The organism is Paraburkholderia tropica (genome assembly GCF_914484835.1).
Taxonomy (GTDB): domain Bacteria; phylum Pseudomonadota; class Gammaproteobacteria; order Burkholderiales; family Burkholderiaceae; genus Paraburkholderia; species Paraburkholderia tropica_A.
In genome coordinates this window covers 1-23,719 of record NZ_CAJZAR010000036.1, presented here as the reverse complement: position 1 = coordinate 23,719, position 23,719 = coordinate 1, and the positions used below count along the sequence as shown (strand labels likewise).

At 66.1% G+C, this 23,719-nt stretch carries 20 protein-coding genes and 1 pseudogene; 9 read left to right on the top strand and 12 right to left on the bottom strand.

What is annotated here, in order from left to right; translation table 11 throughout:
* Positions 1-56: 56 nt before the first annotated feature.
* A complete protein-coding gene (locus LDO54_RS07340; protein ID WP_224008672.1) occupies positions 57-965 on the bottom strand; it encodes a LysR family transcriptional regulator in 909 nt (302 codons plus the stop codon).
* A 126-nt stretch (positions 966-1,091) separates the two neighbouring features.
* Between LDO54_RS07340 and metE the strand changes: the two genes are divergently transcribed.
* Complete coding sequence (metE, locus tag LDO54_RS07335; protein ID WP_224008671.1) at positions 1,092-3,386, top strand: 5-methyltetrahydropteroyltriglutamate--homocysteine S-methyltransferase; 2,295 nt, start codon at positions 1,092-1,094, stop codon at positions 3,384-3,386.
* A 48-nt stretch (positions 3,387-3,434) separates the two neighbouring features.
* On the opposite strand, the gene LDO54_RS07330 is transcribed toward metE, so the two are convergent.
* From LDO54_RS07330 to LDO54_RS07315, 4 genes are all read right to left on the bottom strand, one after another.
* Positions 3,435-4,697 carry a citrate synthase gene (locus LDO54_RS07330; protein ID WP_224008669.1) on the bottom strand — a complete coding sequence of 421 codons (1,263 nt, stop codon included), beginning with the start codon at positions 4,695-4,697 and terminating at the stop codon, positions 3,435-3,437.
* Between the two features lie 94 nt (positions 4,698-4,791).
* The gene (locus tag LDO54_RS07325; protein WP_224008668.1) at positions 4,792-5,226 is read right to left on the bottom strand and encodes a VOC family protein; all 435 of its coding nucleotides are present in this window, start codon (positions 5,224-5,226) and stop codon (positions 4,792-4,794) included.
* A 24-nt stretch (positions 5,227-5,250) separates the two neighbouring features.
* Positions 5,251-6,570 (bottom strand): MFS transporter, encoded by a 1,320-nt coding sequence (locus LDO54_RS07320; RefSeq protein ID WP_224008666.1) that lies wholly within the window; start codon positions 6,568-6,570, stop codon positions 5,251-5,253.
* A 48-nt stretch (positions 6,571-6,618) separates the two neighbouring features.
* Positions 6,619-7,425: an SDR family oxidoreductase gene (locus tag LDO54_RS07315; RefSeq protein ID WP_224008664.1), complete on the bottom strand. Its 807-nt coding sequence runs from the start codon at positions 7,423-7,425 to the stop codon at positions 6,619-6,621.
* A gap of 385 nt (positions 7,426-7,810) precedes the next feature.
* Between LDO54_RS07315 and LDO54_RS07310 the strand changes: the two genes are divergently transcribed.
* The 6 genes from LDO54_RS07310 (at position 7,811) to LDO54_RS07285 (ending at position 14,786) form a co-directional block, all read left to right on the top strand.
* Positions 7,811-8,773, top strand: coding sequence for a 2-hydroxyacid dehydrogenase (locus tag LDO54_RS07310; protein ID WP_224008662.1), 963 nt, complete (start codon positions 7,811-7,813; stop codon positions 8,771-8,773).
* A gap of 444 nt (positions 8,774-9,217) precedes the next feature.
* Positions 9,218-10,744 carry a sugar ABC transporter ATP-binding protein gene (locus LDO54_RS07305; RefSeq protein WP_224009057.1) on the top strand — a complete coding sequence of 509 codons (1,527 nt, stop codon included), beginning with the start codon at positions 9,218-9,220 and terminating at the stop codon, positions 10,742-10,744.
* The gene (locus tag LDO54_RS07300; RefSeq protein ID WP_224008660.1) at positions 10,741-11,679 is read left to right on the top strand and encodes an ABC transporter permease; all 939 of its coding nucleotides are present in this window, start codon (positions 10,741-10,743) and stop codon (positions 11,677-11,679) included. Before LDO54_RS07305 ends, LDO54_RS07300 begins: the two co-directional genes overlap by 4 nt.
* Positions 11,676-12,686, top strand: a complete 1,011-nt coding sequence (locus tag LDO54_RS07295) for an ABC transporter permease (RefSeq protein ID WP_224008651.1) — start codon at positions 11,676-11,678, stop codon at positions 12,684-12,686. Before LDO54_RS07300 ends, LDO54_RS07295 begins: the two co-directional genes overlap by 4 nt.
* Positions 12,687-12,800: 114 nt before the next feature.
* Complete coding sequence (locus LDO54_RS07290) at positions 12,801-13,703, top strand: SMP-30/gluconolactonase/LRE family protein (protein WP_224008649.1); 903 nt, start codon at positions 12,801-12,803, stop codon at positions 13,701-13,703.
* Positions 13,704-13,757: 54 nt separating this feature from the next.
* On the top strand, positions 13,758-14,786 hold the full coding sequence (locus tag LDO54_RS07285; RefSeq protein ID WP_224008647.1) for an ABC transporter substrate-binding protein: 1,029 nt from the start codon (positions 13,758-13,760) through the stop codon (positions 14,784-14,786).
* 69 nt (positions 14,787-14,855) lie between these two features.
* Here the strand turns inward: LDO54_RS07285 and LDO54_RS07280 are convergent, their stop codons facing one another.
* The 3 genes from LDO54_RS07280 to LDO54_RS07270 form a co-directional block, all read right to left on the bottom strand.
* Positions 14,856-15,791 (bottom strand): dihydrodipicolinate synthase family protein, encoded by a 936-nt coding sequence (locus tag LDO54_RS07280; RefSeq protein WP_224008645.1) that lies wholly within the window; start codon positions 15,789-15,791, stop codon positions 14,856-14,858.
* 47 nt (positions 15,792-15,838) lie between these two features.
* Positions 15,839-17,404, bottom strand: coding sequence for a UxaA family hydrolase (locus LDO54_RS07275; RefSeq protein WP_224009055.1), 1,566 nt, complete (start codon positions 17,402-17,404; stop codon positions 15,839-15,841).
* Between the two features lie 64 nt (positions 17,405-17,468).
* Entirely contained in the window at positions 17,469-18,788 is a 1,320-nt protein-coding gene (locus tag LDO54_RS07270) for an MFS transporter (protein WP_224008643.1), read from the bottom strand.
* A gap of 245 nt (positions 18,789-19,033) precedes the next feature.
* Here LDO54_RS07270 and LDO54_RS07265 point away from each other — a divergent pair, with 245 nt between their 5' ends.
* The gene (locus LDO54_RS07265; protein ID WP_224008641.1) at positions 19,034-19,765 is read left to right on the top strand and encodes a GntR family transcriptional regulator; all 732 of its coding nucleotides are present in this window, start codon (positions 19,034-19,036) and stop codon (positions 19,763-19,765) included.
* Between the two features lie 27 nt (positions 19,766-19,792).
* Here the strand turns inward: LDO54_RS07265 and LDO54_RS07260 are convergent, their stop codons facing one another.
* From LDO54_RS07260 to LDO54_RS07245, 4 genes are all read right to left on the bottom strand, one after another.
* Entirely contained in the window at positions 19,793-20,833 is a 1,041-nt protein-coding gene (locus tag LDO54_RS07260; RefSeq protein WP_224008639.1) for a helix-turn-helix domain-containing protein, read from the bottom strand.
* Positions 20,834-20,874: 41 nt separating this feature from the next.
* Complete coding sequence (locus LDO54_RS07255; RefSeq protein ID WP_224008637.1) at positions 20,875-21,408, bottom strand: hypothetical protein; 534 nt, start codon at positions 21,406-21,408, stop codon at positions 20,875-20,877.
* A 158-nt stretch (positions 21,409-21,566) separates the two neighbouring features.
* On the bottom strand, positions 21,567-22,061 hold the full coding sequence (locus LDO54_RS07250; protein ID WP_224008635.1) for a hypothetical protein: 495 nt from the start codon (positions 22,059-22,061) through the stop codon (positions 21,567-21,569).
* Positions 22,062-22,081: 20 nt separating this feature from the next.
* The gene (locus LDO54_RS07245) at positions 22,082-23,071 is read right to left on the bottom strand and encodes a GlxA family transcriptional regulator (RefSeq protein WP_224008634.1); all 990 of its coding nucleotides are present in this window, start codon (positions 23,069-23,071) and stop codon (positions 22,082-22,084) included.
* 279 nt (positions 23,072-23,350) lie between these two features.
* Here LDO54_RS07245 and LDO54_RS07240 point away from each other — a divergent pair.
* Positions 23,351-23,719 (top strand): annotated as a pseudogene (locus LDO54_RS07240) (GlxA family transcriptional regulator); the annotation flags it as partial.

Sequence of the window (23,719 nt, the reverse complement as noted above, 5' to 3'; positions counted from 1 at the left end):
TGACATCGGAACAAGCCGTGTGACAAACGATTTCGCCTATGGCGATCCGCATGCATTCAGCGCTTCATGCGCGGCGCCTGCCAGTTCGATTCGCGCGCGAATTCGACGAATGAACCGAGGTAATCGACGGACGCGTCGCCTTCGCGCGTGCCGAGGAAAATCTGCTTGGCGATGCCCTGTTTACCGAGCTTCACGATGGCGAGCGGCATGCGATCCGCGTATTCCTCGGCGAGCCATTTCGGCAGCGCGGCCACGCCGCGATGGCTCGCGACCATCTGCAACATGATGTCGGTGGTTTCGATCGTCTTGTGACGGCGCGGCATGATGTTCGCGGGCCGCAGGAACTGGTTGTAGATGTCGAGCCGGTCGGTTTCCACCGGATAGGTGATGAGCGTTTCATCCACGAGTTGTTCGGGTTTGATGTATCGCGCATGAGCGAGCCGATGGTTTTCGGCGACCACCAGCACCTGCTCGTAGTCGAACACCGGTTCGAAACGCAGGCCGGGCCGGTTCAGCGGATCGGGCGTGACCAGCACGTCGATGTCGAAACCGATCAGCGCGCCGATGCCGCCGAACTGGAAACGCTGCTTCACGTCCACGTCCACGTCGGGCCAGCGCGCCAGATACGGCGACACCACCTTGAGCAGCCACTGATAGCAGGGCGCGCATTCCATGCCGATGCGCAGCGTGCCGCGCTCGCCCGCCGCGAACTGCTTCATGCGCGCCTCGGCGGTTTCGAACTGCGGCAGCAGCCGTTCCGCGAGCGATAGCAGATAGCGGCCCGCCTGCGTCAGCCGCAGGCTGCGGCCCTCGCGGTCCCAGATCGCGGTGCCGAGCTGCTGCTCGATTTTCTTGACCGTATGACTCAGCGCCGACTGCGTGAGGAACAGCGTTTCGGCGGCCGCGGTCAGCGAGCCCTGGCGGGCCACTTCGCGGACGATGACGAGGTGTATGCGTTCGAGCATGGAGCGACGGATTGGACTTCAGATGAAAATTTCTAATGGATAGATGAAATAATGCCATTTTTATTCATCGACCGTAAGCCCTATCATCGCTGCCACTTCGGAACCTTTTTATCGGATGGCAGCGCAATGGTCACGACACACAACCTCGGCTTCCCGCGCATCGGCGCGCAACGCGAACTGAAATTCGGCCTTGAGCGCTACTGGAAGGGCGAGTCGTCGCGCGACGAACTCACGGCGCTCGGCGCCGAATTGCGCGCGCGCCACTGGGCGAATCAGCGCGCGCTCGATCTCGTGCCGGTCGGCGATTTCTCGTTCTACGACCAGGTGCTCGACATGAGCTTCACGCTCGGCAATCTGCCCGAACGCGTGCGCGATTTTCACGGCGACGCGCTCGACAACGCCTTCCGCGTCGCGCGCGGCCGCTCGGCGGCGGGCGCGGACGATCACGCGGCCTGCTGCGGCGGCGTGGCGGCGGGCGAAATGACGAAGTGGTTCGACACGAACTACCACTACATCGTCCCCGAATTCACGGCGCATACGCAGTTCAATCTCGACACCGCGCGCCTCGCCGCGCAACTGCGCGAAGCGCAGGCGCAGGGCGTGAAGGCCAAGCCGGTGATCGTCGGGCCGCTCACGTATCTGTGGCTCGGCAAGGCCAAGGACGACTCGGACAAGCTCGCGCTGCTGCCGCGCCTGATGGCCGTGTACCGCGCGCTGCTGAGTCATTTCAACGCGCTGGGCGTGGAGTGGGTGCAGATCGACGAGCCGATTCTCGTGACCGAACTGGAACCGGCGTGGCGCGAGGCGTTCGTGCGCGCTTACGAAGGTTTCGAGGAACGCAGCGTCAAGCTGCTGCTCGCGACGTATTTCGGCGAGCTGAAAGAGAATCTCGATCTCGCGTGCAGCTTGCCGGTCGACGGCCTGCATATCGACGCGGTCAACGCACGCGAGGAAGTCGCGCTGGCGGCGCAGAAGCTGCCCGCGACGAGCGTGTTGTCGGTTGGCGCGATCAATGGCCGCAACATCTGGAAGACCGATCTGAACGCCGCGCTCGACTGGCTCGCGCCGCTCGCGCGCGAACTGGGCGAACGTCTGTGGATCGCGCCGTCGTGCTCGCTGCTGCATGTGCCCGTCGATCTCGCGAGCGAAGTCCGGCTCGACGCGGAGATCCGTTCGTGGCTCGCCTTCGCGCTGCAAAAGCTCGACGAAGTGACGCTGCTGGCGCGCGCGCTCAACGAAGGCCGCGAAGCCGTGGCCGATGCACTCGCGGCGAATGCCGCCGCCATCGAAGCGCGCCGCCACTCGCCGCGCGTGAACAATCCGGCGGTGAAAGCGGCCCTCGCGCGTATCGACGCGACGCTTGGCCATCGTCAGCACGCGTATGCGGAACGCGCGCCGAAGCAGGCCGCGTTGCTGAAGCTGCCCGCGTTCCCGACCACCACGATCGGCTCGTTTCCGCAGACCGGCGAGATCCGCCAGGCGCGCAGCCAGTACAAGCGCGGCACACTCGACGACGCGGGCTATCGCGCCGCGATGCGCGCCGAAATCGCGCGCAGCGTGCGCGAACAGGAAGCGCTCGAACTCGACGTGCTCGTGCATGGCGAAGCCGAGCGCAACGACATGGTCGAGTATTTCGGCGAACAGCTAGACGGCTACGCGTTCAGCCAGTTCGGCTGGGTGCAGTCTTATGGGTCGCGCTGCGTGAAGCCGCCCATTCTGTTCGGCGACATCAGCCGCCCGAAGGCCATGACGGTCGAGTGGATCGCCTACGCGCAATCGCTCACGAACAAGCCGATGAAGGGCATGCTTACCGGCCCGGTGACGATCCTCAACTGGTCGTTCGTGCGCGACGACCAGCCGCGCTCGGTGTCGTGCCAGCAGCTCGCGCTGGCGATCCGCGAGGAAGTGCTCGACCTCGAAAAAGCGGGCGTGCGCGTGATCCAGATCGACGAGGCCGCGCTGCGCGAAGGCCTGCCGCTGCGCCGTGCGCAATGGAGCGAGTATCTGGGCTGGGCGGTGGAGTCGTTCCGCATCGCGGCGAATGGCGTGGCCGACGAAACGCAGATCCACACGCATATGTGCTATTCGGAGTTCAACGACATCATCGCGTCGATCGCCGATATGGACGCGGACGTCATCACGATCGAGACCTCGCGCTCGGATAGGGAATTGCTCGATGCCTTCGATACCTTCAGGTATCCGAACGAAATCGGGCCGGGCGTCTACGATATTCATTCGCCGAATATTCCGACCGAGGCGCATATCGTTCAGCTGATGCAGAAGGCGGCCGAGCGCATTCCGGCGCAGCGCCTCTGGGTGAACCCGGATTGCGGCCTGAAGACGCGCCAGTGGGCCGAGGTGATTCCGGCGCTGACGCAGATGGTCGCGGCCGCGAAGGTGTTGCGCGCACAGGCGCGCTAACGCTTCGCGATCGCGCGCTGAGTCGGGTTCGACTCAGCCTGGCTCGACTCAACTGCCCGCGACCTTGAACAGACGATTTTTCTGCAAGGTCTTTTCGTCGGGCGCGGCCACCTTTCCCCGGCGCGGCGCGCTCGGGCCCGCTTCTTCTTCGAGCGGCGGGCCGGTATAGCGTCCGCGCGGGCGAATCACCTTGCCCACGCGCAGTTGCTCGATGCAGTGCGCGAGCAGGCCCACGCAGCGCGCCGTGGCGAACAGCGCGAACGCGGCGTCGCGCGGCAGATTCAATTGCGCCGCGAGCGTCGCGAGCGCGACGTCGATGGTCGGCTTGAGGCCGGTGAGCTTCACGACCTTGGCGATGAAGGCGGCGAGTTCGGCGGGCGGCTCCAGCGCGTCGAGCAGCGCGGCGGCACGCGGGTCGCCGTCCGGGTACAGATGATGACCGAAGCCCGGCACCGGAATCGCCGATTGCAGATGATGCGTGACGACCTGATCCGCGCCGAGCCGGTTCACGTCGTCGAAGACGGCGCGCACGCGCCCGGACGCGTCGCCGTGCAGCGGCCCCGACAAGGTCGCGAGGCCCGTGAGCAGGCAGCCGGGCAGCGAGGCGCCCGTGGACGCCGTGATGCGCGCCGCGAACGCCGAACTCGTGATCTCGTGGTCGGCGACCAGCACGAGCGCCTTGCGGATCAGCTCGGCGCCGTGGGCGTCCTGATTCCAGCCGAGCGCGAGGCGTGCGTGGACCGGCATGGCGTCGTCGCCGTTTGAGCTAGCGCTTGCGCCGAATGCCCGCGCGACGGCCGCGACCAGCTGGCCTGCTTCGACGTGCAGGGCGGCGTCGGTGCGGCCGAGCGTGGAGTGGCCGTTGGCGGCGAGCGCCGCGAGCGAGGTGAACGCGCATTGCCGTCCGCGCGTTTCGCCTTCCGGCGCGGCGTCGTCGGCCTCGAAGGGGAAGGTCACGGGCGCGCGCGCGTGCCAGAGCAGCGTGGCGACGTCTTCGAGCGTGGCGTGGTCGGCGAGCGCGATGGAGTCGCGTCCGCGATAGTACGGGCGGCCCTTCGAGAACGTGGTGATGCCGCTATAGATGCACGGCTCCGCGCCGAAGATCGTGCCCGCCGCGAGCGCTTCGCGCTTGCGTCCGACCTGCTTCTTGCGGCACAGGCGCGCGACGTCGTCGGCGCGATAGAGGCTTTTGCGCGGATCGTGCGGGTCGGGCATCACGGCGATATTGCCGCGGCTCGCGTAGGCGTAGACGGTCTGCGCTTGCACGCCGAGTTGCCGGGCGGCTTCGGCCAGAGTGATCCAGTTTCGCATGGGAAAACAGGGGGAATGCGGGGAACGATGAGCGGGGCGACGCGCCGCGGGCGAGCCGCGCGCGACGCCGACATCGTCTCATCTTGCAGGCTTTCTAGCGAAAAGTCATCTCGGCGGGGCGGCGCTCCAGCACCTCGATGAGCACGTCGCCCGGCGCGCGCACGAAGCAGGCGCGCACGCCGGGCCGGATCTGGCGCACCGGCTCGACGATCTGCGCCTCGCAGCGCGTGAGATGCGCGAACGCGGCGTCGAGATCGTCCACCGTCACGCCGAAGTGATCGATGCCTTCGCGGCGCGCTTGCGCATCGCGCGATTCAGCGGACGACGCCGTTTGCGAATGAATCTGCGAAGGCGCGAGCGGCGTAATGAACAGATCGACGCCGCCGATGCGCAGATCGACGCGGCCAGGCCGCCGGACGATCCCGGCGTTCAGGCAGCGCGCGAACCACGCGGCGGTGGCTTCGGCGTCGGCCGAGCAGAGTTGCAGATGATCCCATCGGCATTCGACAGGCGAGGGCAGGTTCGTCATGAACGGTTCCGGTTGGCGTGCGCGTTAGAGTTCGATGCGGGACAGCTTGCCCAGCAGCACCGAATACGAGAGCGTGCCGACGAGGCAGATCGCGCCCATCAGATTCAGCGCCCAGTAGAAGTGGCCCGTGTGCTGCGTGATATAGCCGATCATCAGCGGCGTGGTGATGCCCGCTATATTGGCGGCGAGACTCGTGATGCTGCTCGTCAGGCCCACATATTGGCGCGGCGCGATTTCGGCCACGGCGGCCCACGACATCGAACCCACGCCCTGCGCGAAGAACGCGACGGTCAGCACGGCGATCACGAGTTCGTTCGACTCGACGAAATTCACGAGCACGATCGATGCGCCCAGCAAGGTGCCGACGATCAGCGGCGCTTTACGCGCGGTGGAAACCGAGACGCCGCGACGTATGCAGAAGTCCGAAATAAATCCGGCGCTGAGAATGCCGATCGTCGCGCCGAGAAACGGCATCGCCTGGAAGATGCCCACCTTGATCATCGACATGTGGCGCGCTTCGACCAGATAGGTCATGAACCACGTCGTGAAGAACACCAGCAGCGTGTTATTGCAGAACTTGCCGAGACAGATTGCGAGTATCTGACGATAGCCGAGCAGGCGCAGCGCCATGCGCCAGTTGAACTTGTCGCGCGGCTTGCGCGAGGCGGGCGTGACGCCGCCGTTGATGTGCTGGAGTTCGGCGGCGTTCACGGCGCGATGGCGCGCGGGATCGCGATAGGTGCGATACCAGAGCACGCTGAACAGAATGCCGAATCCGCCCGTCACGAAGAAGACCGTGCGCCAGCCGTACATCGACGAAATCCACAGCAGCAGGCCCGTGAACAGCGGCGTGCCGATGTATTGGCCCATCACGTAGACGCTCGTGGCGAAGCCGCGTTCCTGCACCGGAAACCACAAGGTGACCGCGCGCGTGTTCGAGGGGAACGCGGGCGTTTCGAGTGCGCCCATCGCGAGGCGCGAACCGAGCAGCATGTGATAGCCGTTCGCGAAACCTTGCGTGAGCGTCGCGAACGACCAGCCCACCAGCGAGAGCGCATAGGCCACGCGCGAGCCGAGCACGTCGGTGAGCACGCCGCCGGGCACGAGCGCGATGGAGTAGGCGAGGCCGAATGCGGCGAACAGCTCGCCCATCTGCATCTTGTTGAGCCCGAGATCCTTCGAGAGCGAAGGCGCGACGATGCCGAGCGCCGAGCGATCGACGTAATTGAGTATGGTCGCGATCAGCAGCATCGAGAGCACGGCATAGCGGACTTTCGTGCGCTTCGCGCTTTGCGCGTAAGCCGGCGTGCCCGCGGGCAACGGTTGATCCTCTGCGTATTTCATCGGTGTCTCCATGTCAGGCGGCTTTTTTATGCGGTCCGCTTCGTGTCGTTATCCGCGGCCGACGAACGGCATCGTGGTCGCCATGATCGTCATGTCGAGAATGTTGGCCTCGGGCGGCAGCGTCGCCATATGCACGACCGCATTCGCCACGTGCTCCACGTCCATGCGCGCTTCGGGCGCGAGCCGGCCATCGGCCTGCAGGACGCCTTTGTTCATACGTTCCGTGAGCGGCGTGGCCGCGTTGCCGATGTCGATCTGGCCGCACGCGATCTTGTACGCGCGGCCGTCGAGTGCGATCGAGCGCGTGATGCCGGTCACCGCGTGCTTGGTCGCGGTGTAGGCGATCGTGTTCGGACGCGGCGAGTGCGCGGAGATCGAACCGTTGTTGATGATGCGCCCGCCTTGCGGCGACTGCGCTTTCATCTGCCGATACGCGGCGCGCGCGCACAGAAACACGCCGGTGAGATTGGTGGCGACGACGTCGTTCCAGAGATCGAGTTCGTAGTCTTCGAGCGGCACCGCGCCCGCGTTGCGGCCCGCATTGTTGAACAGCACGTCGAGACGGCCGAAGCGCTGAGCGATCTGCGCGAAGGCGTGCTCGACGGAGTCGGCATCGGTCACGTCGGCGGTGAAGGGCTGCGCCTCGCCGCCGGTCAGGCCGATCGCTTCCTGCGTATCGAGCAAGGGTTCGAGGCGGCGTCCGATCAGCGCGACCGTGAAGCCATTCCTCGCGAGCGCGATGGCCGTGGCGCGGCCGATGCCGGAACCCGCGCCGGTGACGGCCGCGATGCGAGGCAATGCGCGTGGCGATGCGGGGGACGATGCGGGTTTCGATTCAGGCGTCGATGCAGACATTTCCCGTCCTCTGGTCGATTCGGTTGAACACGGAAAAAGGATTGCATTCGGCTGACACGGGCAGCAATCTTGATTGGATCAATCAACATCAGAGGGCTTGCCAGCCGGGGGGCCATCAGGGAATGTCCCGATGCGGCGCGCGAGACGGGACGCGCAAAAGACATGCGCGATGAAGTCGGTGATTAAGTCCGCGCTTAGGTTCGTGATTCAGTCCGCAATGAAGTCCGCGAATTAAGGGCGCGAATTAAAGCACTGCGTGTGAATAGCGTAGTGAACGGCGCGCTTGAGCGATAGCGGCCGATAAGTTGATTGATCGAATCAAGATTGACGCATCGGTGTGCGGCTTCGTAGTCTCTCGTCGTCATTCGACCCAAAGGAAAGCACGATGCCGGACACTCAACGCACCCGACTGCTCATCGCACGCAAGGTTCCCGCTGCCGTGGCGCAGCGCGCGGAAGCCGAATTTCACGCCTACGTGACCGACGCCGACATGGACGCGGCGTCCGTGGTCGACTTCTGCACGAAGCACGCGCTGCCCGCCGTGCTGATCGGCAAGAAGTCGGGCCTTCAGGCCGAGCACATCGCCGCCTTGCCGCCGACGCTGAAGATCATCGCGAACGCGAGCGCGGGCGTCGATCATATGGATGTGGCGGCGGCGCGCGCACGCGGCATCGTCGTGACGAACGCGCCCGACGCGCTGACCGAATGCACCGCCGACTTCACGATGCTGCTGGTGCTGGCGGCTTGCCGCCGCGCGTCGGAATACGAGCGCATCATGCGCGCGGGCTGGGGCAAGTCGTTCGGCATGACCGACATGCTCGGCACGCGCGTGAACGGTAAGACGCTCGGCATCGTCGGGTTTGGGCGCATCGGTCGCGCGGTCGCGCGGCGCGCGCAAGGCTTCGGTATGCGCGTGATCTATACGGATATTCAGCGTGCCGCGCCTGCGCTCGAAAACGGCGCGACGTATTACGAGAGCCTCGACGCCATGCTGCCGCACAGCCTGGTGCTGACGCTGCACGTGCCCGGCGGCGGCGCGCCGCTAATGACCACGCGCGAATTCGGACTCCTGCCGAAAGACGCGATCTTCGTGAACGCGGCGCGCGGCGGTCTCGTCGATGAAGATGCGCTGTACGCGGCGCTGACCTCGGGGCAGCTGCGCGGCGCGGGCCTCGATGTCTATCGCGGCGAGCCGAACGTCGATCCGCGCTTCGCCACGCTCGACAACGTGTTCCTCACGCCGCATATGGCGAGCGCCACGGTGGAAACGCGCGACCAGATGGGTTTCACCGCGCTCGATAACGTCGCGGCCGTGCTCGGCGGCGCGAGTGCGCTGAATCCGGTTTGATCGGACCCGACTCTGCGCTTTAAAGACTGCGGTTCGCCGTCGTGCAATGCGGCGGCGAATCGGCAAAAACAGTCACTGCATCCCACTATGTCGGATCAGGCTGCGTCCCTCACGCAGCGGCTGCGATATCGAAACCGATATCGAAAGCGTCCGGTTTTTCATTAGAACGATATCGATTCGGTCCTTAGACTCGAACGGCCGCCTCATTGCGCATCGTTTTCCCGCGCTTTCCCTCACTTTCCGCAAGCCCGCGCGCCGCGCTGCCGGTGCTCCGTCTAGGGCAAATCCCTATGGGTCTGAAGTTTTCCGCAACATTAGTATATTAGAAAGCCTCCGTCATCGAGATGGAGTAAAAGCATGGAGACCAGCGTCGCCGGGGCGGACACGAACGTGTCGCGGCCTGGAGAGACGCCCGCCGCGAAGGTTTTTCGGAGCACGGATGTGATCGATAACATCGAGTCGAAACAAAGCGCGTCCCCCCTGATACGTTTTTCTGGCATCGGCAAGTCCTTCGGCAATGTGAGGGCCTTGTCCGATATCGATTTCGATTTCCTCGCGGGCGAATGCGTCGGCATCGCCGGGCATAACGGCGCGGGCAAATCGACCTTGATGGCGGTGCTCGCGGGCGTGTATACGCCCACCGACGGCCGCATCGAAACGCATGGCGCGTCCGCGCCGCATTACGACGCCGACGCCGCGCGACTCGCGGGCGTGCGCTGCGTGTTCCAGGAGCTGTCGCTCTGTCCGAACCTGAGCATCGCGGAGAACATGTGCGTCGTGCATCCGCGTCTGCGCGGACGCGGCTGGCGCAAGCGCGCGAGCACGCTGATGCGCGAGAAGCTCGCCGAAATCTTTCCGGGCTGCGGCCTGAGCGGCGCGGAACTCGTTTCCGACCTCACGCTCACGCAGCGGCAGATGGTGGAAATCGCGCGCGCATTCACGGAAACCGATACGCCCGTGCGTCTCGTGATTCTCGACGAACCCACGTCGAGCCTCGACGCGCACACGGCCGAACAACTGCTCGCCTACGTGCGCAAGGCCAACGCGCGCGGCGTGACGTGTTTGCTCGTCACGCACATGCTCGGCGAAATCGAGCGCGTGGCCGACCGCGTGATGGTGATGCGTGACGGCAAGCTCGTGCGCATTCTGCCGCGCGAAAATCTCACGCGCGACGCGATCATTCAGGCGATGGGCCAGCATGTGGAAGTGGCGAACGCGCCGCGCGAAGATGCCGCCGCGCAGACGGCGCGCGAGCACGCCACGCGCGATTATCGCTGGGTGATCGGGCCGCACCGGCGCGCCGAAATCGACGCGTCGCGCGGCGAAGTGATCGGCTTCGGCGGCCTCGCGGGGCAAGGGCAAACCGAAACGCTGCTGGCGATCTACGACATCGCACAACGCGCCTCGCGCGACAGCGTGGCCTTCGTCGCGGGCGACCGCGCGCGCGACGGCGTGTTTCCGGTCTGGTCGATCGCACAGAATCTCGACGTGCGCTGGCTCGGGCGCGGCGGCATGACGGCGCACGACACGAACGATGCCGCGAGCAGTGGCGCCGCGAAAGGCCTAGGCTGGCTGATCGACTTCAAGGCCGCGCGTGCGCTGGTGGAAACGTGGCGCACGAAGATCGGCATACGCGGCGCGTCGATGCAATCGAACATCCTCTCGCTCTCGGGCGGCAATCAGCAGAAGGTGCTGTTCGCGCGCGCGCTCGCCTCGAACGCCTCGCTCATTCTGATGGACGATCCCACGCGCGGCGTCGATATCGGCACCAAGCGCGAGATCTACGCGCTCGTGCGCGCCGAAGCCGCGAAGGGCCGCACCTTCGTCTGGTACACGACCGAAAACGACGAACTCGCCTATTGCGACCGCACCTTCGTGTTCCGCTCGCGCCGCGTCACGCGCGTGCTGCACGCGGGCGAATGCACGGAAGAAGCGCTGCTTGCAGCGAGCTTCGAGGAGCTGGCTGCATGAGTACTGTGATGACCCAGGCGCGTTTGCGCACGATGTTGCCCGCCGTTTCGCTGTGCGCGGTGCTGGTGCCGATCCTGTTTCTGCAACCGGCCACGCTCAGTTATTTCGGCTCGAATCTGCTGCTCAATCTCGCGGTGCCGCTGGTGCTCGCGACGCTCGCGCAACTCGCGATCATCACCGTGAACGACCTCGATCTCTCGATCGGGCCGTTCGTGAGCCTCGTCGCCTGCATCGGCGCGACGATCCTCGATCAGCATCCGCTGCTCGGCGTGCTCGCGCTCGCCGCTTGCGTGGCCGGTTATGCGGCCATCGGCGCGTTGATCGAGATTCGCCGCATTCCGTCGATCGTCGTCACGCTCGGTCTCTCGTTCGTCTGGAGCGGGCTCGCGATCGTGCTGCTGCCGTCGCCGGGCGGCAACAGCCCCGGCTGGCTCGGCTCGGCGATGAGCTTCCAGACGCCGCTCGTGGCCGCGCCCATCGTCTGGTCGGCGGTGATCGCCGTGGTCGCGCACTTCCTGCTGATGCGCAGTTCGGCGGGCGTGCGCAGCCGCGCGGTCGGCGGCAATCCGCGCGCCGTGAGCCGCTTCGGCTGGTCGCTGGTCGGACGCCGCGCGCTGATGTACGGCGTGGCCGGCATCTTCGGCGTGCTCTCGGGTCTCGCGCTGCTCGGCCTGACGACTTCCGCCGACGCCAACATCGCGCTGCGCTACACGCTGCTCTCGATCGCGGCCGTGATCCTCGGCGGCGGCGAATTCGTGGGCGGACGCGTCTCGGTGGTCGGCGCGGTGCTCGGTGCGATCACGCTCACGCTCGCGGCGTCGTTCCTCGCGTTCCTCAACATTTCGTCGGACTGGCAGGTGGGCATGCAGGGCGCGATCCTGATCGTCGTGCTGTCGCTGCGCGTCCTGCTTCAACGTAACGGAGAGCGCCAATGACGACGCCTCGTTCCGGCGGCGTCGCCGCCACGCCCGCCGATTCCGCTGAATCCGCGCAAGCGGGCCTGTTCGCACGCGTTAGAGCGCTCGACGCACCGTGGGCGCTGTCGTTTGCGGGTGCCGTGCTGGTGTGGGCCGCGACGGTGGGTTTCTTCGGCTTGCCGGTCGCCGCCAACGTGCTCGAAACCGCGCTGGTTTACGGCATTTTCATGGTGCTCGTCGGGCTCGGACAGATGCTCGTCATCACTTCGGGGACCGGCAACATCGACCTCTCGGTGCCGTCGACGATCGCGCTCGCGGGCGTGATCGGCATGCACGTGATGAACGGCAGCGACGCGCGCATCGCGCTCGGCATTATCGCGGTGATCGGCGTGGGACTCGCGGTCGGCCTCGTCAATTACGCGCTGATTCGCCTGCTGCGCATTCCGCCGATCATCGCCACGCTGTCTTCCAGCTTCATCATCCAGTCGGTGGCGATCACGCAGGGCGGCAATCTGCCCGCGCCGCCCGCCGCGCTCGGCAACTTCGCGACCGGACGCCTGCTGCACATTCCGTATCTCGCGCTGCTCGCCGTGGTGCTCTCGCTGCTGATCGCGCTGCTCATGCATCGCAGTGTGTACGGACGGCGGCTTTCGGCGGTCGGCCAGAACGCGCGCGCCGCGTGGCTCGCGGGCGTGAACGTGCATCGCACGCGCTGCACCGCCTACGTGCTCTCGGCGATCATCGCCTCGCTCGCGGCCGTGTGTCTCGCGGCGGTCGCGGGCGGCGCGGCGCTCGACATGGGCGTCGAGTACATGCTGATCTCGATTGCCGTGGTCGTGATCGGCGGCACGCTCGTGACGGGCGGCAAGGCTTCGATTCTCGGCGTCTGGGGCGCGTCGATGTTCCTCTTCATGATGACGTCGATCCTCAATGCCGTGGGCGCGGACGCGGGCGTGCGCTCGCTCGTCTACGGCGTGCTCATCATCGCGGTCACCGCCGTTGCGGGCGGGCAGAAGCTGCGCTGATCGTTATCTAAGGATGCCTGATTAACTGGAGGTGGCGCGGCGCGGGATGCGCCTGCGCCTCTGTTGTTGCGCCCGCCATCGAGCGCCACCTTCATCGAATAACAAGGAGACACCATGAACGCGCACGACCACGAAGTGCACGATCCGCGTTTTCGGCGGCTGATCCAGCCCAACGCGCTGTTGCAGAAGATCGCGGGCGACTGTCTGTGGACCGAAGGGCCGGTGTATTTTCCGGCGAGCGACCTGCTCGTGTGGAGCGACATTCCGAACAACCGCATGATGCGCTGGGCGCCCGGCATGGGCGTGGGCGTGTTCCGCGCGAACGCGAATTTCAGCAACGGCAACACGCGCGACGGCGAAGGGCGGCTCGTGAGCTGCGAGCACGGCAGGCGCTGCATTTCGCGCACCGAGCACGACGGCAGCGTGACCGTGCTGGCCTCGCATTACGATGGCAAGCGCCTGAATTCGCCGAACGATCTCGTGGTCGATTCGCAAGGCACGATCTGGTTCACCGATCCCGATTACGGCATTCTCAGCGACTACGAAGGCTATCGCGCCGAAAGCGAAATCAGCGGCTGCCACGTCTATGCGTTCGTGCGCGGCGCGCTGGAGCCGCGCCGAGTCGCCGACGACTTCGTCAAGCCGAACGGCCTCGCGTTCTCGCCCGATGAATCGAAGCTCTATATCGCCGACTCGGGCGCCTCGCATGTCGAGAACGGCCCGCGCCATATTCGCGTGTTCGACGTGCGCGACGGGCGACTCACGAACGGCCGCATTTTCGTGGAGATGGAGCAGGGCATTCCCGACGGTCTGCGCGTGGACGAACACGGCAACGTCTGGACCAGCGCCGCCGACGGCGTGCATTGCTACGCGCCGGACGGCACACTGCTCGGCAAGATCCTGATTCCCGAGGCGGTCGCGAACCTGACCTTCGGCGGCCTCAACCGCAACTGCCTGTTCATCACGGCGACGACCTCGGTCTATTCGCTGCCGGTTGGCGTGCGCGGCGCGCGCTGATTCGATATCGCAGCATCCCGCAAGACAAGAACACTTCAGAGGAGATGACTTTCCATGCGTAAATTGAGCCACATTGCCGGCGCGGTGGCGCTGATGAGCCTCGCGTTTGCGGCGACGGGCGCGCACGCGCAAGTGTCGCAAACGAGCACGGCGACGAAGAAGATCGCGCTGTCGAACAACTACGCGGGCAACGCGTGGCGGCAGACCATGATCAAGGACTGGCAGACGGTGACGAACGAAGCGGTCGCGCAGAAGCGCGTCGCGGCGGCGCCCACCTTCACCACGGCCGAGAACCAGGTGACCGAGCAGGCGCAGCAGATCCAGAACCTGATCCTGCAAGGCTATAACGCGATCGTCGTGGATGCGGCTTCGCCCACGGCGCTCAACGGCGTGATCAAGCAGGCGTGTGCGGCGGGCATCGTCGTGGTGTCGTACGACGGCATCGTGACCGAGCCGTGCGCGTATCGCGTGTCGTTCGATTTCCACGCGTGGGGCGCGAATCAGGTCGACTATCTGGCGAAGCGTCTGAACGGCAAGGGCACGCTGCTCGAAGTGCGCGGCCTCGCCGGTGTGTCGGTGGATGAAGCGATTCACCAGGGCATTGTCGATGAACTGAAGAAGTATCCGGGCATGAAGATCGTCGCGAGCGTCAACGGCAACTGGACGCAGACGGTCGCGCAAAAAGCCGTGGCGGGCGTGCTGCCGACGCTGCCGAAGATCGACGGCGTGACGACCCAGGGCGACGACGGCTTCGGCACCGCGCAGGCGTTCAAGGCCGCGGGCCGCCCGACGCCGATCATCGTGCTCGGCAATCGCTACGACGAACTGAACTGGTGGAAGAACCAGGCGGGCGCGGGTTATGAAACGACCTCGGTGTCGAATCCGCCGGGCGCGGTGACGGCGGCGTTCTGGGTCGCGCAGCAGGCGCTCGCGGGCAAGAAGATGCCGAAGGACATTCAGGTGCCGCTCGTGAGCGTGACGCGCGAAACGCTCGACGCGGAACTCGCCAAGCTCAAGCCGGGCGGCGTGAGCGACAAGCTTTATACGGTGGAGGAAGCCGTGGCGGTGGTCGACAAGAAGTGAGGTTGAGATGACGTGAAAAAGGCGCCGCGTTGAAAGACGCGGCGCCTTTTTTGTTGGATCGATCCGGGCTTATTTGGCCCAGCGCAGCACCAGCGGATCGAGCCGCTTCGCGACGCGCAGCAGGCTCGCGCGCGTGGCCTCGGCCACGCCCGGCAGCGGCGCGCGCACGGCGTCCGAGGCGATCACGCCGCCGGCCTTCATCAACACCTTCGCGGTGGCGATGCCGCCTTGCCGGTTCTCGTGATTGATGAGCGGCAGCCAGCGCTGATACGCGTCCTCGGCGGCCTCGACCTGCCCGGCAGCCCATGCGTCCATGATCTGGCGGATGCCGTCCGGGTAGCCGCCGCCCGTCATCGCGCCGGTCGCGCCCGCTTCGAGATCGGCGATCAGCGTGATCGCTTCCTCGCCGTCCCACGGTCCGACGATCGCGTCGCCGCCCACGCGGATCAGCTCGCGCAATTTCGCTGCCGCTTGCGGCACTTCGATCTTGAAGTAGCTCACGTGCTCCAGTTCGTGCGCGAGGCGCGCGAGAAAGGGCACGGAGAGCATGGTGCCGCTCATCGGCGCGTCCTGGATCATCACGGGAATCGTCACGGCGTCCGAGACCGCGCGGAAGAAGCCGTAAATCGCGGCCTCGTTCGCGCGCAGCGTCGCGCCGTGATACGGCGGCATCACCATCACCATCGCGGCGCCTGCGTCCTGCGCCGCGCGGCTGCGTTCGGCGCACACGCGCGCGCTGAAATGCGAAGTCGTGACGATCACCGGCACGCGGCCCGCGACGTGTTCGAGCACGCAGCGCATGACGGTTTCGCGTTCGGCGTCGGTCAGCGAAAACTGCTCGGAGAAGTTCGCGAGAATGCACAGGCCGTTCGAGCCCGCGTCGATCATGAAGTCGGTGCAGCGGCGCTGGCCGTCGAGGTCGAGGTCGCCGCTCTCGGTGAAGATGGTCGGCATGACCGGGAAGACGCCGCGATAGGGCGTAGCAGAGGCTTGAGCTTGTGTCATGGTCGAATATTAGTTAGGCATACCTATGGAGTGTGCGATAACGCGCTTCAGGTGATCGCGCCGATCTGCCAGGGCACGAACTCGTTTTGCCCGTAACCATGCAGTTCGCTGCGCGTGCGCGTGCCCGAGGCCGTATCGAGCATCATGCGGAACAGCGCTTCGCCGAGCGCGTCGATGTCGTCGTTGCCGTCCACTACGCCGCCGCAATTCAGGTCGATGTCGTCCGACTGGCGCTTCCAGAGCGCGCTATTCGTGGCGAGCTTCAGCGAAGGCGAGGGCGCGCAGCCATAGGCCGAGCCGCGCCCCGTCGTGAAGCAGATCAGGTTCGCGCCGCCCGCGACCTGGCCCGTCGCCGAGATCGGGTCGTAGCCGGGCGTGTCCATGAACACGAGGCCTTTCGCGAGCACCGGCTGCGCGTATTCGTAGACATCGACGAGATTCGTGCTGCCCGCCTTGGCGATGCCGCCGAGCGATTTTTCGAGCACGGTGGTGAGGCCGCCCGCCTTGTTGCCTGCCGAGGGATTGTTGTTCATCGACGCGTTATGGCGCGCGCAATAGTCTTCCCACCAGCGGATGCGCGCGACCAGCTTGTCGCCGACTTCGCGCGTCACCGCGCGGCGCGTGAGCAGATGTTCCGCGCCGTAAATCTCGGGCGTTTCGGAGAGGATCGCGGTGCCGCCGTGGCGCACGAGCCGGTCGACGGCCGCGCCGAGCACCGGGTTCGCGGTGATGCCCGAATAGCCGTCCGAGCCGCCGCATTGCAGGCCCACGGTCAGATGGCTCGCGCTCACGCGCTCGCGCCGCACGTCATTCGCCGCGCCCAGCATTGCCTTGACGATCTCGATGCCCTTGGCGATGGTTTTGGCCGTGCCGCCGCTGTCCTGAATCGTGAAGGTGCGCAAGCCCGCGTGTTCCTTGAGGCCCTGCGTTTCGAGCAGGCGCGGAATCTGGTTGGTCTCGCAGCCGAGTCCGATCACCAGCACGCTCGCGAAATTCGGGTGGCACATGTAGCCGCCCAGCGTGCGTTGCAGCAGCGCGAGCGCTTCGCCTTCGGTGTCCACCGCGCAGCCCACGCCGTGCGTGAGGGCGACCACGCCGTCGACGTTCGGGAACGCGGCGAGCGCTTCGGGATGAATGTCGCGGCGGAAGTGATCGGCGATGGCGCGCGCGACCGTCGCCGAGCAATTCACGGAAGTCAGGATGCCGATGTAATTGCGCGTGGCGACGCGGCCGTCTGCGCGCACGATGCCGTCGAAGCTCGCGCGTTCGCTGTCGGCCACGAACTCGGTGGCGCGTGCGCCTTCGCTGAACGCGTAGTCGCGCGCGAACTCGCCCATGTCGAGATTGTGCGTATGCACATGATCGCCGGGCGCGATCGCCTGACGCGCGAAGCCGATGATCTGACCGTAACGATGCACGGGCGCGCCCGCCGCGATCGCGCGCGTGGCGACCTTGTGGCCCGGCGGAATCAGGCCGCTGACGCGCACGCCGTCGCCTTCGACGGGCATGCCGCCGATCAGCTGTTCGAGCGCGACGACGACATCGTCGGCGGGATGCAGGCGGATCACGCGCGCGGACGCGGGCGCGGGTTGGGACGATGGCGTGTGCGGCATGGCGGAAGTGAGTGTGGACATGATCGCAAGTGAATTAGGACGCGAAATAAGCGGCGCCGCGTGCTCAGTCGAGGCCGCGGTCGCGATAGTCGATGAGACTCGCGCAGACGGCGAGGCCGAACGCAGCGGCGACGAAGAACATCAGCGCGAGGAAATAGGTGCCGGTCGTTTGCACGATGACGCCGATCAGGATCGGCACGATCACGCCGACGATGTTGCCGGAGAAGTTCATCGCGCCCGCGAGCAGGCCGGCGCGCGACTGGCCGCCGAGCGTGGCGGGCACGCCCCAGAACATGCCGCACCAGCGGATGAAGAACAGCGCGATGGAGAGCAGCACGACCACGCTGACGAGGCCGGTGGCGTAGCTCACGGCGAGAATCGCGGCGGCGGAGGCGAGGCCCGCGAAGCCGAACATCGACTTCATCACGCGGTTCGGCTCGCCGCCCTTCGCGCGCCACGTATCGGCCAGCCAGCCGCCGAACAGTTCGCCGATGAAGCCGCACAGGAAGATCACGAAGGTCGCGCCGCCCATCTGCTTGAGGTCGAAGCCGTGCGCCTTGTGCAGATAGCTGGGCATCCACGTCATCAGGCCGTAGAACACGCTGTTGTAGCAGGCCCAGCTCGCGAACATGCAGAGCACCGAGCGGTCGGCGAGCACGGCGCGCAGCGGCAGGCGCTCGCGCGGCGCGCGGGCGCTGCGTTGCCGGCGCGCGCCTTCGACGTGCGCGAGTTCCGCGGCGTTCACGCCCGGATGTTCGGACGGATGATTGCGGATGTACCACCACGCGATCACGCCGACGACCACGGTGCCGACGCCCGCCACCACGAAGGCGAGCCGCCACGAGCCGAGCCACGCGATCAGCCCGGTGATGATGATCGCGCCGAAGGCCGAGCCGAGCGGCGCGCCGCCGTCGAGCAGCGCCGCGCCGCGGCCGCGCTCCGAAGGCGTGAGCCACGAACCGGCGAGCTTGGCGCCCGCGGGCATGATCGGCGATTCCGCCACGCCGAGGCCGAGGCGCGTGAGCAGCAGCGGAATCCAGTGGAAGCAGCCGGCGGCGAAGGCCTGGCACGCGCCCCACGCGACCGTCGCCATGCCGACGAGATTGCGCGCCTTGAAGCGGTCGACCAGCAGGCCGCTCGGGATCTGCATCAGCGCATAGGTCCAGAAGAACGCGCTCAGCAGCACGCCTTCGAGCGCGGGCGTGAGATTGAATTCGGTCGAGATGAGCGGCAGCGCCACGGAGAGCGACGCGCGGTCGATGTAGTTGATCGACGAGAGCAGCAGCAAGATCCAGAAAATGCGCCAGCGGACGGCGGTGGGCGCGGCGGCGCGGCTGTCGGCGCGCGCGTCTGCCCGGGCCGTGGCGGTGTCTTCCAGTTGCATGGATGTCTCCTGTGGGGATCGGCGCGGCATCGACGCTCGATCGAGGCCGCGCTCAGTGCACTAGTGAATTAATATATTAGTTCTTCGATGATAGAAGAACCTGGCCGCGATCACAACGAAAGCGGGCGCGACCGAGGGAAATCCCTGGAGCGCCCGTCCGGCGGGGCCTAAAGAATTGGGACACTAATATACTGACGGCATGGTTCCGGCCCGCGTGGCGGAACGCTCAGCAACCCATCCGAGATATGACAGAAAACCGCAACGAACCCGAGGCGTTCGTCGCCCGGCTGCTTCAGGCCGACTTTCAGCTGGACCGCGCGAACGCGCTCTCCACGCAGCTTTACCAGTTGCTGCGCGACGCCATCGTGACGATGACGCTGCAACCCGACGATGTGATCTTCGAGCGCGCGCTGGCCGACGCGCTCGGCATCTCGCGCACGCCCGTGCGCGAGGCACTGCTGCAACTGTCGCGCGAGGAACTGGTGCGCATCGCGGCGCAGTCGGGCACCTTCGTCGCGCCCGTGAAGCGCGAGCAGTTCGCGGAGAGCGCGCTGATCCGCAAGGTGCTGGAGACGGCGAGCATCCGCCGCGCGGCCGAGATCATCACGACGCGCGAGCTTGAACAGCTGCACGATATTCAGGAGGCGCACCGGCGCGCGATCGCGCGCGACAACGCGGTGGCCGCGATCAGTTGCGACAACGCGTTTCACGCGACCGTCTGCGCGGCCGCGCGGCTGCCGCGCGTGCAGCAGCTGGTGGAATTCGCGCGTGCGCCGATCGACCGCGTGCGCCACGTGACCGTGCGCGATCCCGTGGTCGCCGACGTCACGCTCAAGCAGCATCAGGCGATTCTCGAAGCGCTCGAACGCCACGATCCCGACGCGGCCGAGCGTGCGCTGCGCGATCATCTCGACGACGCGTTCGTGCGCCAGCAAGCCGCTTACGACGCTAACGTCGATCTGTTTCAGGGACGCTGAAGTTTTCGTTCCGCGGACTCTGCGGATTTACAAGGCGAGATGACCGGAGCGGCGATGGCGTGCGGGCGTCGCGCTTTGCGCGCGCGGCGCAGACGCATCGCCGAACTCACCGGCGTCGCGCGTGACGGCAAACTGGCGGCGATACTCGGTCGGCGTGAGTTGAAAATGTTGGCGGAACAGTTTGGACAGGCCCGCGCCGTTGGCGATACCGCAGCGGCGCGCGATCTTTTCGACGGGCAAATCGGTTTCCGCCAGTAGTCGGCAAATCGCCTCGATGCGCAGATTCAGCACGTATTCCGAAGGCGTGAGATTCGTCGCGGCCTTGAAGCGGCGCAGGAAATTACGCTCGCTCATCGCGGCGGCCTGGGCGGCGTCGCGAATGCTCATCGGCTTGTCGAAATGCGCTTCGAGCCAGCGGATGGCGGCGGTGATCTTGTCGTTCGCGATGGAGGCGAGTGCGGGAAGATCGGGCGGCGAGGGGCGTGCTTTATCTGCGTAGGTATCCGAACTATCGGCGAGGGTCGGCGAGGTCGCGCCGCATTCTTCGTCGATCAGCGCACGCGCGGCGTCGGCCAGATCTCGCGAATCAACCCACGTATGACCCGCGGCGTCGGCGACCGATTCAGCGGACGAGCGCTCGATAACGCCCGCCGCGCACAATTGCTCAAGCGTTTTCGCAGTGGCGACAAGCCGTTCGCCGCGCGACTGCGCGCGCTGGAACCACGTGACGAGCCGCGTATCCTTGAGCGCGCGCTGAAGCCCCGTTCCGCTCATGATGAAGAACGCGCGGTAAGCGCTTTTCGATCGTGTGGCGTCGATACGTTCGGTCCAGACGAACACCGACGTCGCGCTCGCGATCCGTCCGCCCGCCGCCGAGAACAGCACGATGTCGCGCGGCGTGAGGTCGGTATCGGCGGCCTCGGCGGCATCGGTCTCCGCGTCGGCGGGCTGGAGCGCATCGACGAGTCTCGAAAGCTCGGACAGCGCGAAGCCGTTGAACAGCACGATGCCGATCGGTGTTCGATGAAGGGCATCCGGCGTGGCGAACTGATGCGCGGGACAAGACACGTTCTGACTTTCCGAAAGAGTGAGGCGAGGCGAAAGCGGGCTCATGCAGCGTCGATTTCGCCGCCGATCATTTCGAGCACGTGATAGCGCAGCGCAAAGGCGCCCGTCGACGTCGGCATCGCGGCTGCGCCGATCAGATGCGCGAGCCGGAACAGCGCGGCGCGCGGCGGCAGCGCGCCGGACGTCATCCACAAACCGTCGCGTCCGCTCGGCAAGGTCTGCGCGTGACCGGCGAACAGCGCGATCGCGAGGCCGTCGGCCGGGTCCATGCGCGCGATCGCGCGATTGGCGCCCATGCAGTTCCAGCAAAACGTCGCGCCGGGCATCCGCGAGGGTTTGATCATGTGCACGACCATCTGCGCGCCGGGACTGTCCGGTGCGAGCGCGATCGACCACGTGAGCAGGCCGTTGAGCGTGGGCAGCGATTCGAGCCACGTTTGCGCGAGTGCGCTGTCGTAGCCCCACAACCGGATGGCGATGTGCAGCGGCGAATGCGCAATCGGGCGCGCGGGATCGGGCCGCGCGGCCTCACGCTGATTCGCGCGGCGTCCGCCCGTGTGACTGGGCTTCATCATGGTGTTGGAAACTCCCCATTGCCTTGGAGTGGACAGTTTGCGGCGCAATTTGGACAACGCGTGTCCGGTTTCGCACGCAAATGAACAATCACGCGTTCGGTGAAAACGCGATCGTTCTGGACACGCGGTGTCCGGTTCATCCCCACTGCCGGCGTGTGTTACAGCAGCGTCGCCATTTCGGCTGCCGCAAGTGCATAGCGAATCAGGCGGCGGTCGCTCGAATCGAGCGCGTCGGCGTGAAAGTGCAGCAGGTCGCGCAACGCGCCCGCCAGGCGCTTCGCGGGATGCATGCTGGCATCGGCAAGCGGCCACGCGTGCATCAGATAGGCGAGCGGCACGACACGGCGGCTTTCGCACCAGCGCTCGAACAGACGCGCGCAGCAGCGTTCGAGATCGTCGATCAGCGTTTCGCGCGATGCGTGCGATTCGCGCGATTGTTGCGTTTCGCGCGCTTCAGGTAATCGCGAATCGACGATGGACGCGCGCATGACAGGTTCACGTTCCGGCATAGGCTCAACGCAGAGAAGGCGCGCGAATGCGCAGTCCAGGTGGTCAATCGCCCATCGCGATGGGCAGCGATCGCGAGTCAATGTAGCAATGCCCGCTAACGTCCGCGCCCGATTGGCCAAATCGCACCCGGTTTGGCCGATCACGACAATTTATTCACGCGCGGCTAACGCTTGAGCGAAGCCTGCATTTGCGCGCGGTAATCGGTGGGCGTGGTATTCAAACGGCGGCGCAGTAGTTTGGACAACTGCGCGCCGCCGCGCAAACCGCAGCGGCGCGCGATCTTGTCCACGGGCAGCCGCGTGTCGGCGAGCATCTTGCAGCAGAGTTCGATGCGGGTCTGCTGCAAATACTCAGAGGGCGTCACGCCGGTTTCCGCCTTGAAACGGCGCTGGAAATTGCGGTTGCTCATCGAGGCGAATTTCGCTGCGTCGTCCGTGCTGATGGCGCGCGTGGCATTCGTTTCGAGCCAGTGCGCCGCGCGCTGGATCTGCTGACTGAGCGCGGCCACGGAGCGCTTGCCCGCGAGCGAGCAGAAGTGCCAGCGCAGCGGCTGGCTCGCGCGGCGGCCGATGTCCTGCGCCACCGCCGCGCCGAGATCGGATTCGACCAGCGCGAGCGCGAGTTCGACCGGGCTCGTCGCGTGTCCCGTGCGTTCGAGTCCGTCGTGTTCGGCCAGCGTGCGGGCCACGTGCGCGCTCAGCCACGCGGGACGCGCCGTGTCGTCGTGCGACTCGCCGTCGGCGATGGCGAAGACCTTGGCGGCGAAGCCGACGAAACGGCTCAGCGCCGCGTGGGGCGGTTCGTGCGTGGCGTCGGCGTGGTTGCCCACAGGATCGCCGGTCGCGACGAACACGGCATGAAAGGCATCGGCGTGAGACGGCGGCTCCGCGCGCGCCGTCTGTAGCCCGATCGACGACGCGCTGCGCACGACGCCGCCGCTCGCCGAGAGCAGGCGCACATCGTAGGGCGAGCCGTCGGTCGACGTGCCCGCATGGACCCGATTCGCGAGATGCAGAATCTCCACGACGGCGCCGACCGGCAGCAGCGCAAAGCCGTCGCAGACCACGACGCCGATTTTTTTCGCGCGATGACGCCCGGCATTCGCCCCGAGCGTTGCATCGGGCGGAAGTTGTTGCAGCCGCGCACCCGCCATTGCCGCCATCCCCGCGTGATGTTGGTTTGCGTGCCTGAGCGGCACTTGTCGGTGCATCTTAGTCAGCGCGTATCGAAAGGGCGCGGGCGTGGCTGATTGCGACCCATCCTGGGCGGATTCGCGCACAAGGGCGCTGCGAGCGCGAGCGGCGCCGGGTGGGATGAATTCCGCCGAGCTGCTGTTGGAATCGGTCAGGGCCGATGGCGAAAAAAGTGGCGCGCCTATGATGCGGCGCTGCTGGCGACATCCGCGCCGGTATAACCGGGCAAGCCGACGCCAATGACATCTGCCATCACGATTGCAACGACCGCCACGACCACCACCACCGCCACGCCTGCAGCGATCCACGACGACGCAAGCCGCCGCCAGAACGACAGCCGCCACACGATCGGCGTGCTGCTCTTTGAGGGCTTCAGCTTTCTGATGATGAGCGTGATCTCCGATCTGTTCCGTTTCGCCAACGAGACGTCGGCGGCGCGCGCGCATGGCGCGATGTGCTACGACGTGCGCTTTTTGTCGCTCGACGGCGGGCAGGTCCGTTCGTCGTCGTCGCTCGACGTGTGGACGCATGCGTGCGAGACGCAGCGCGCCACGCGCTTCGACGTGCTGTTTATCGGCGACGGCGCGGGCGCGAGCCGCGCGGCGGCG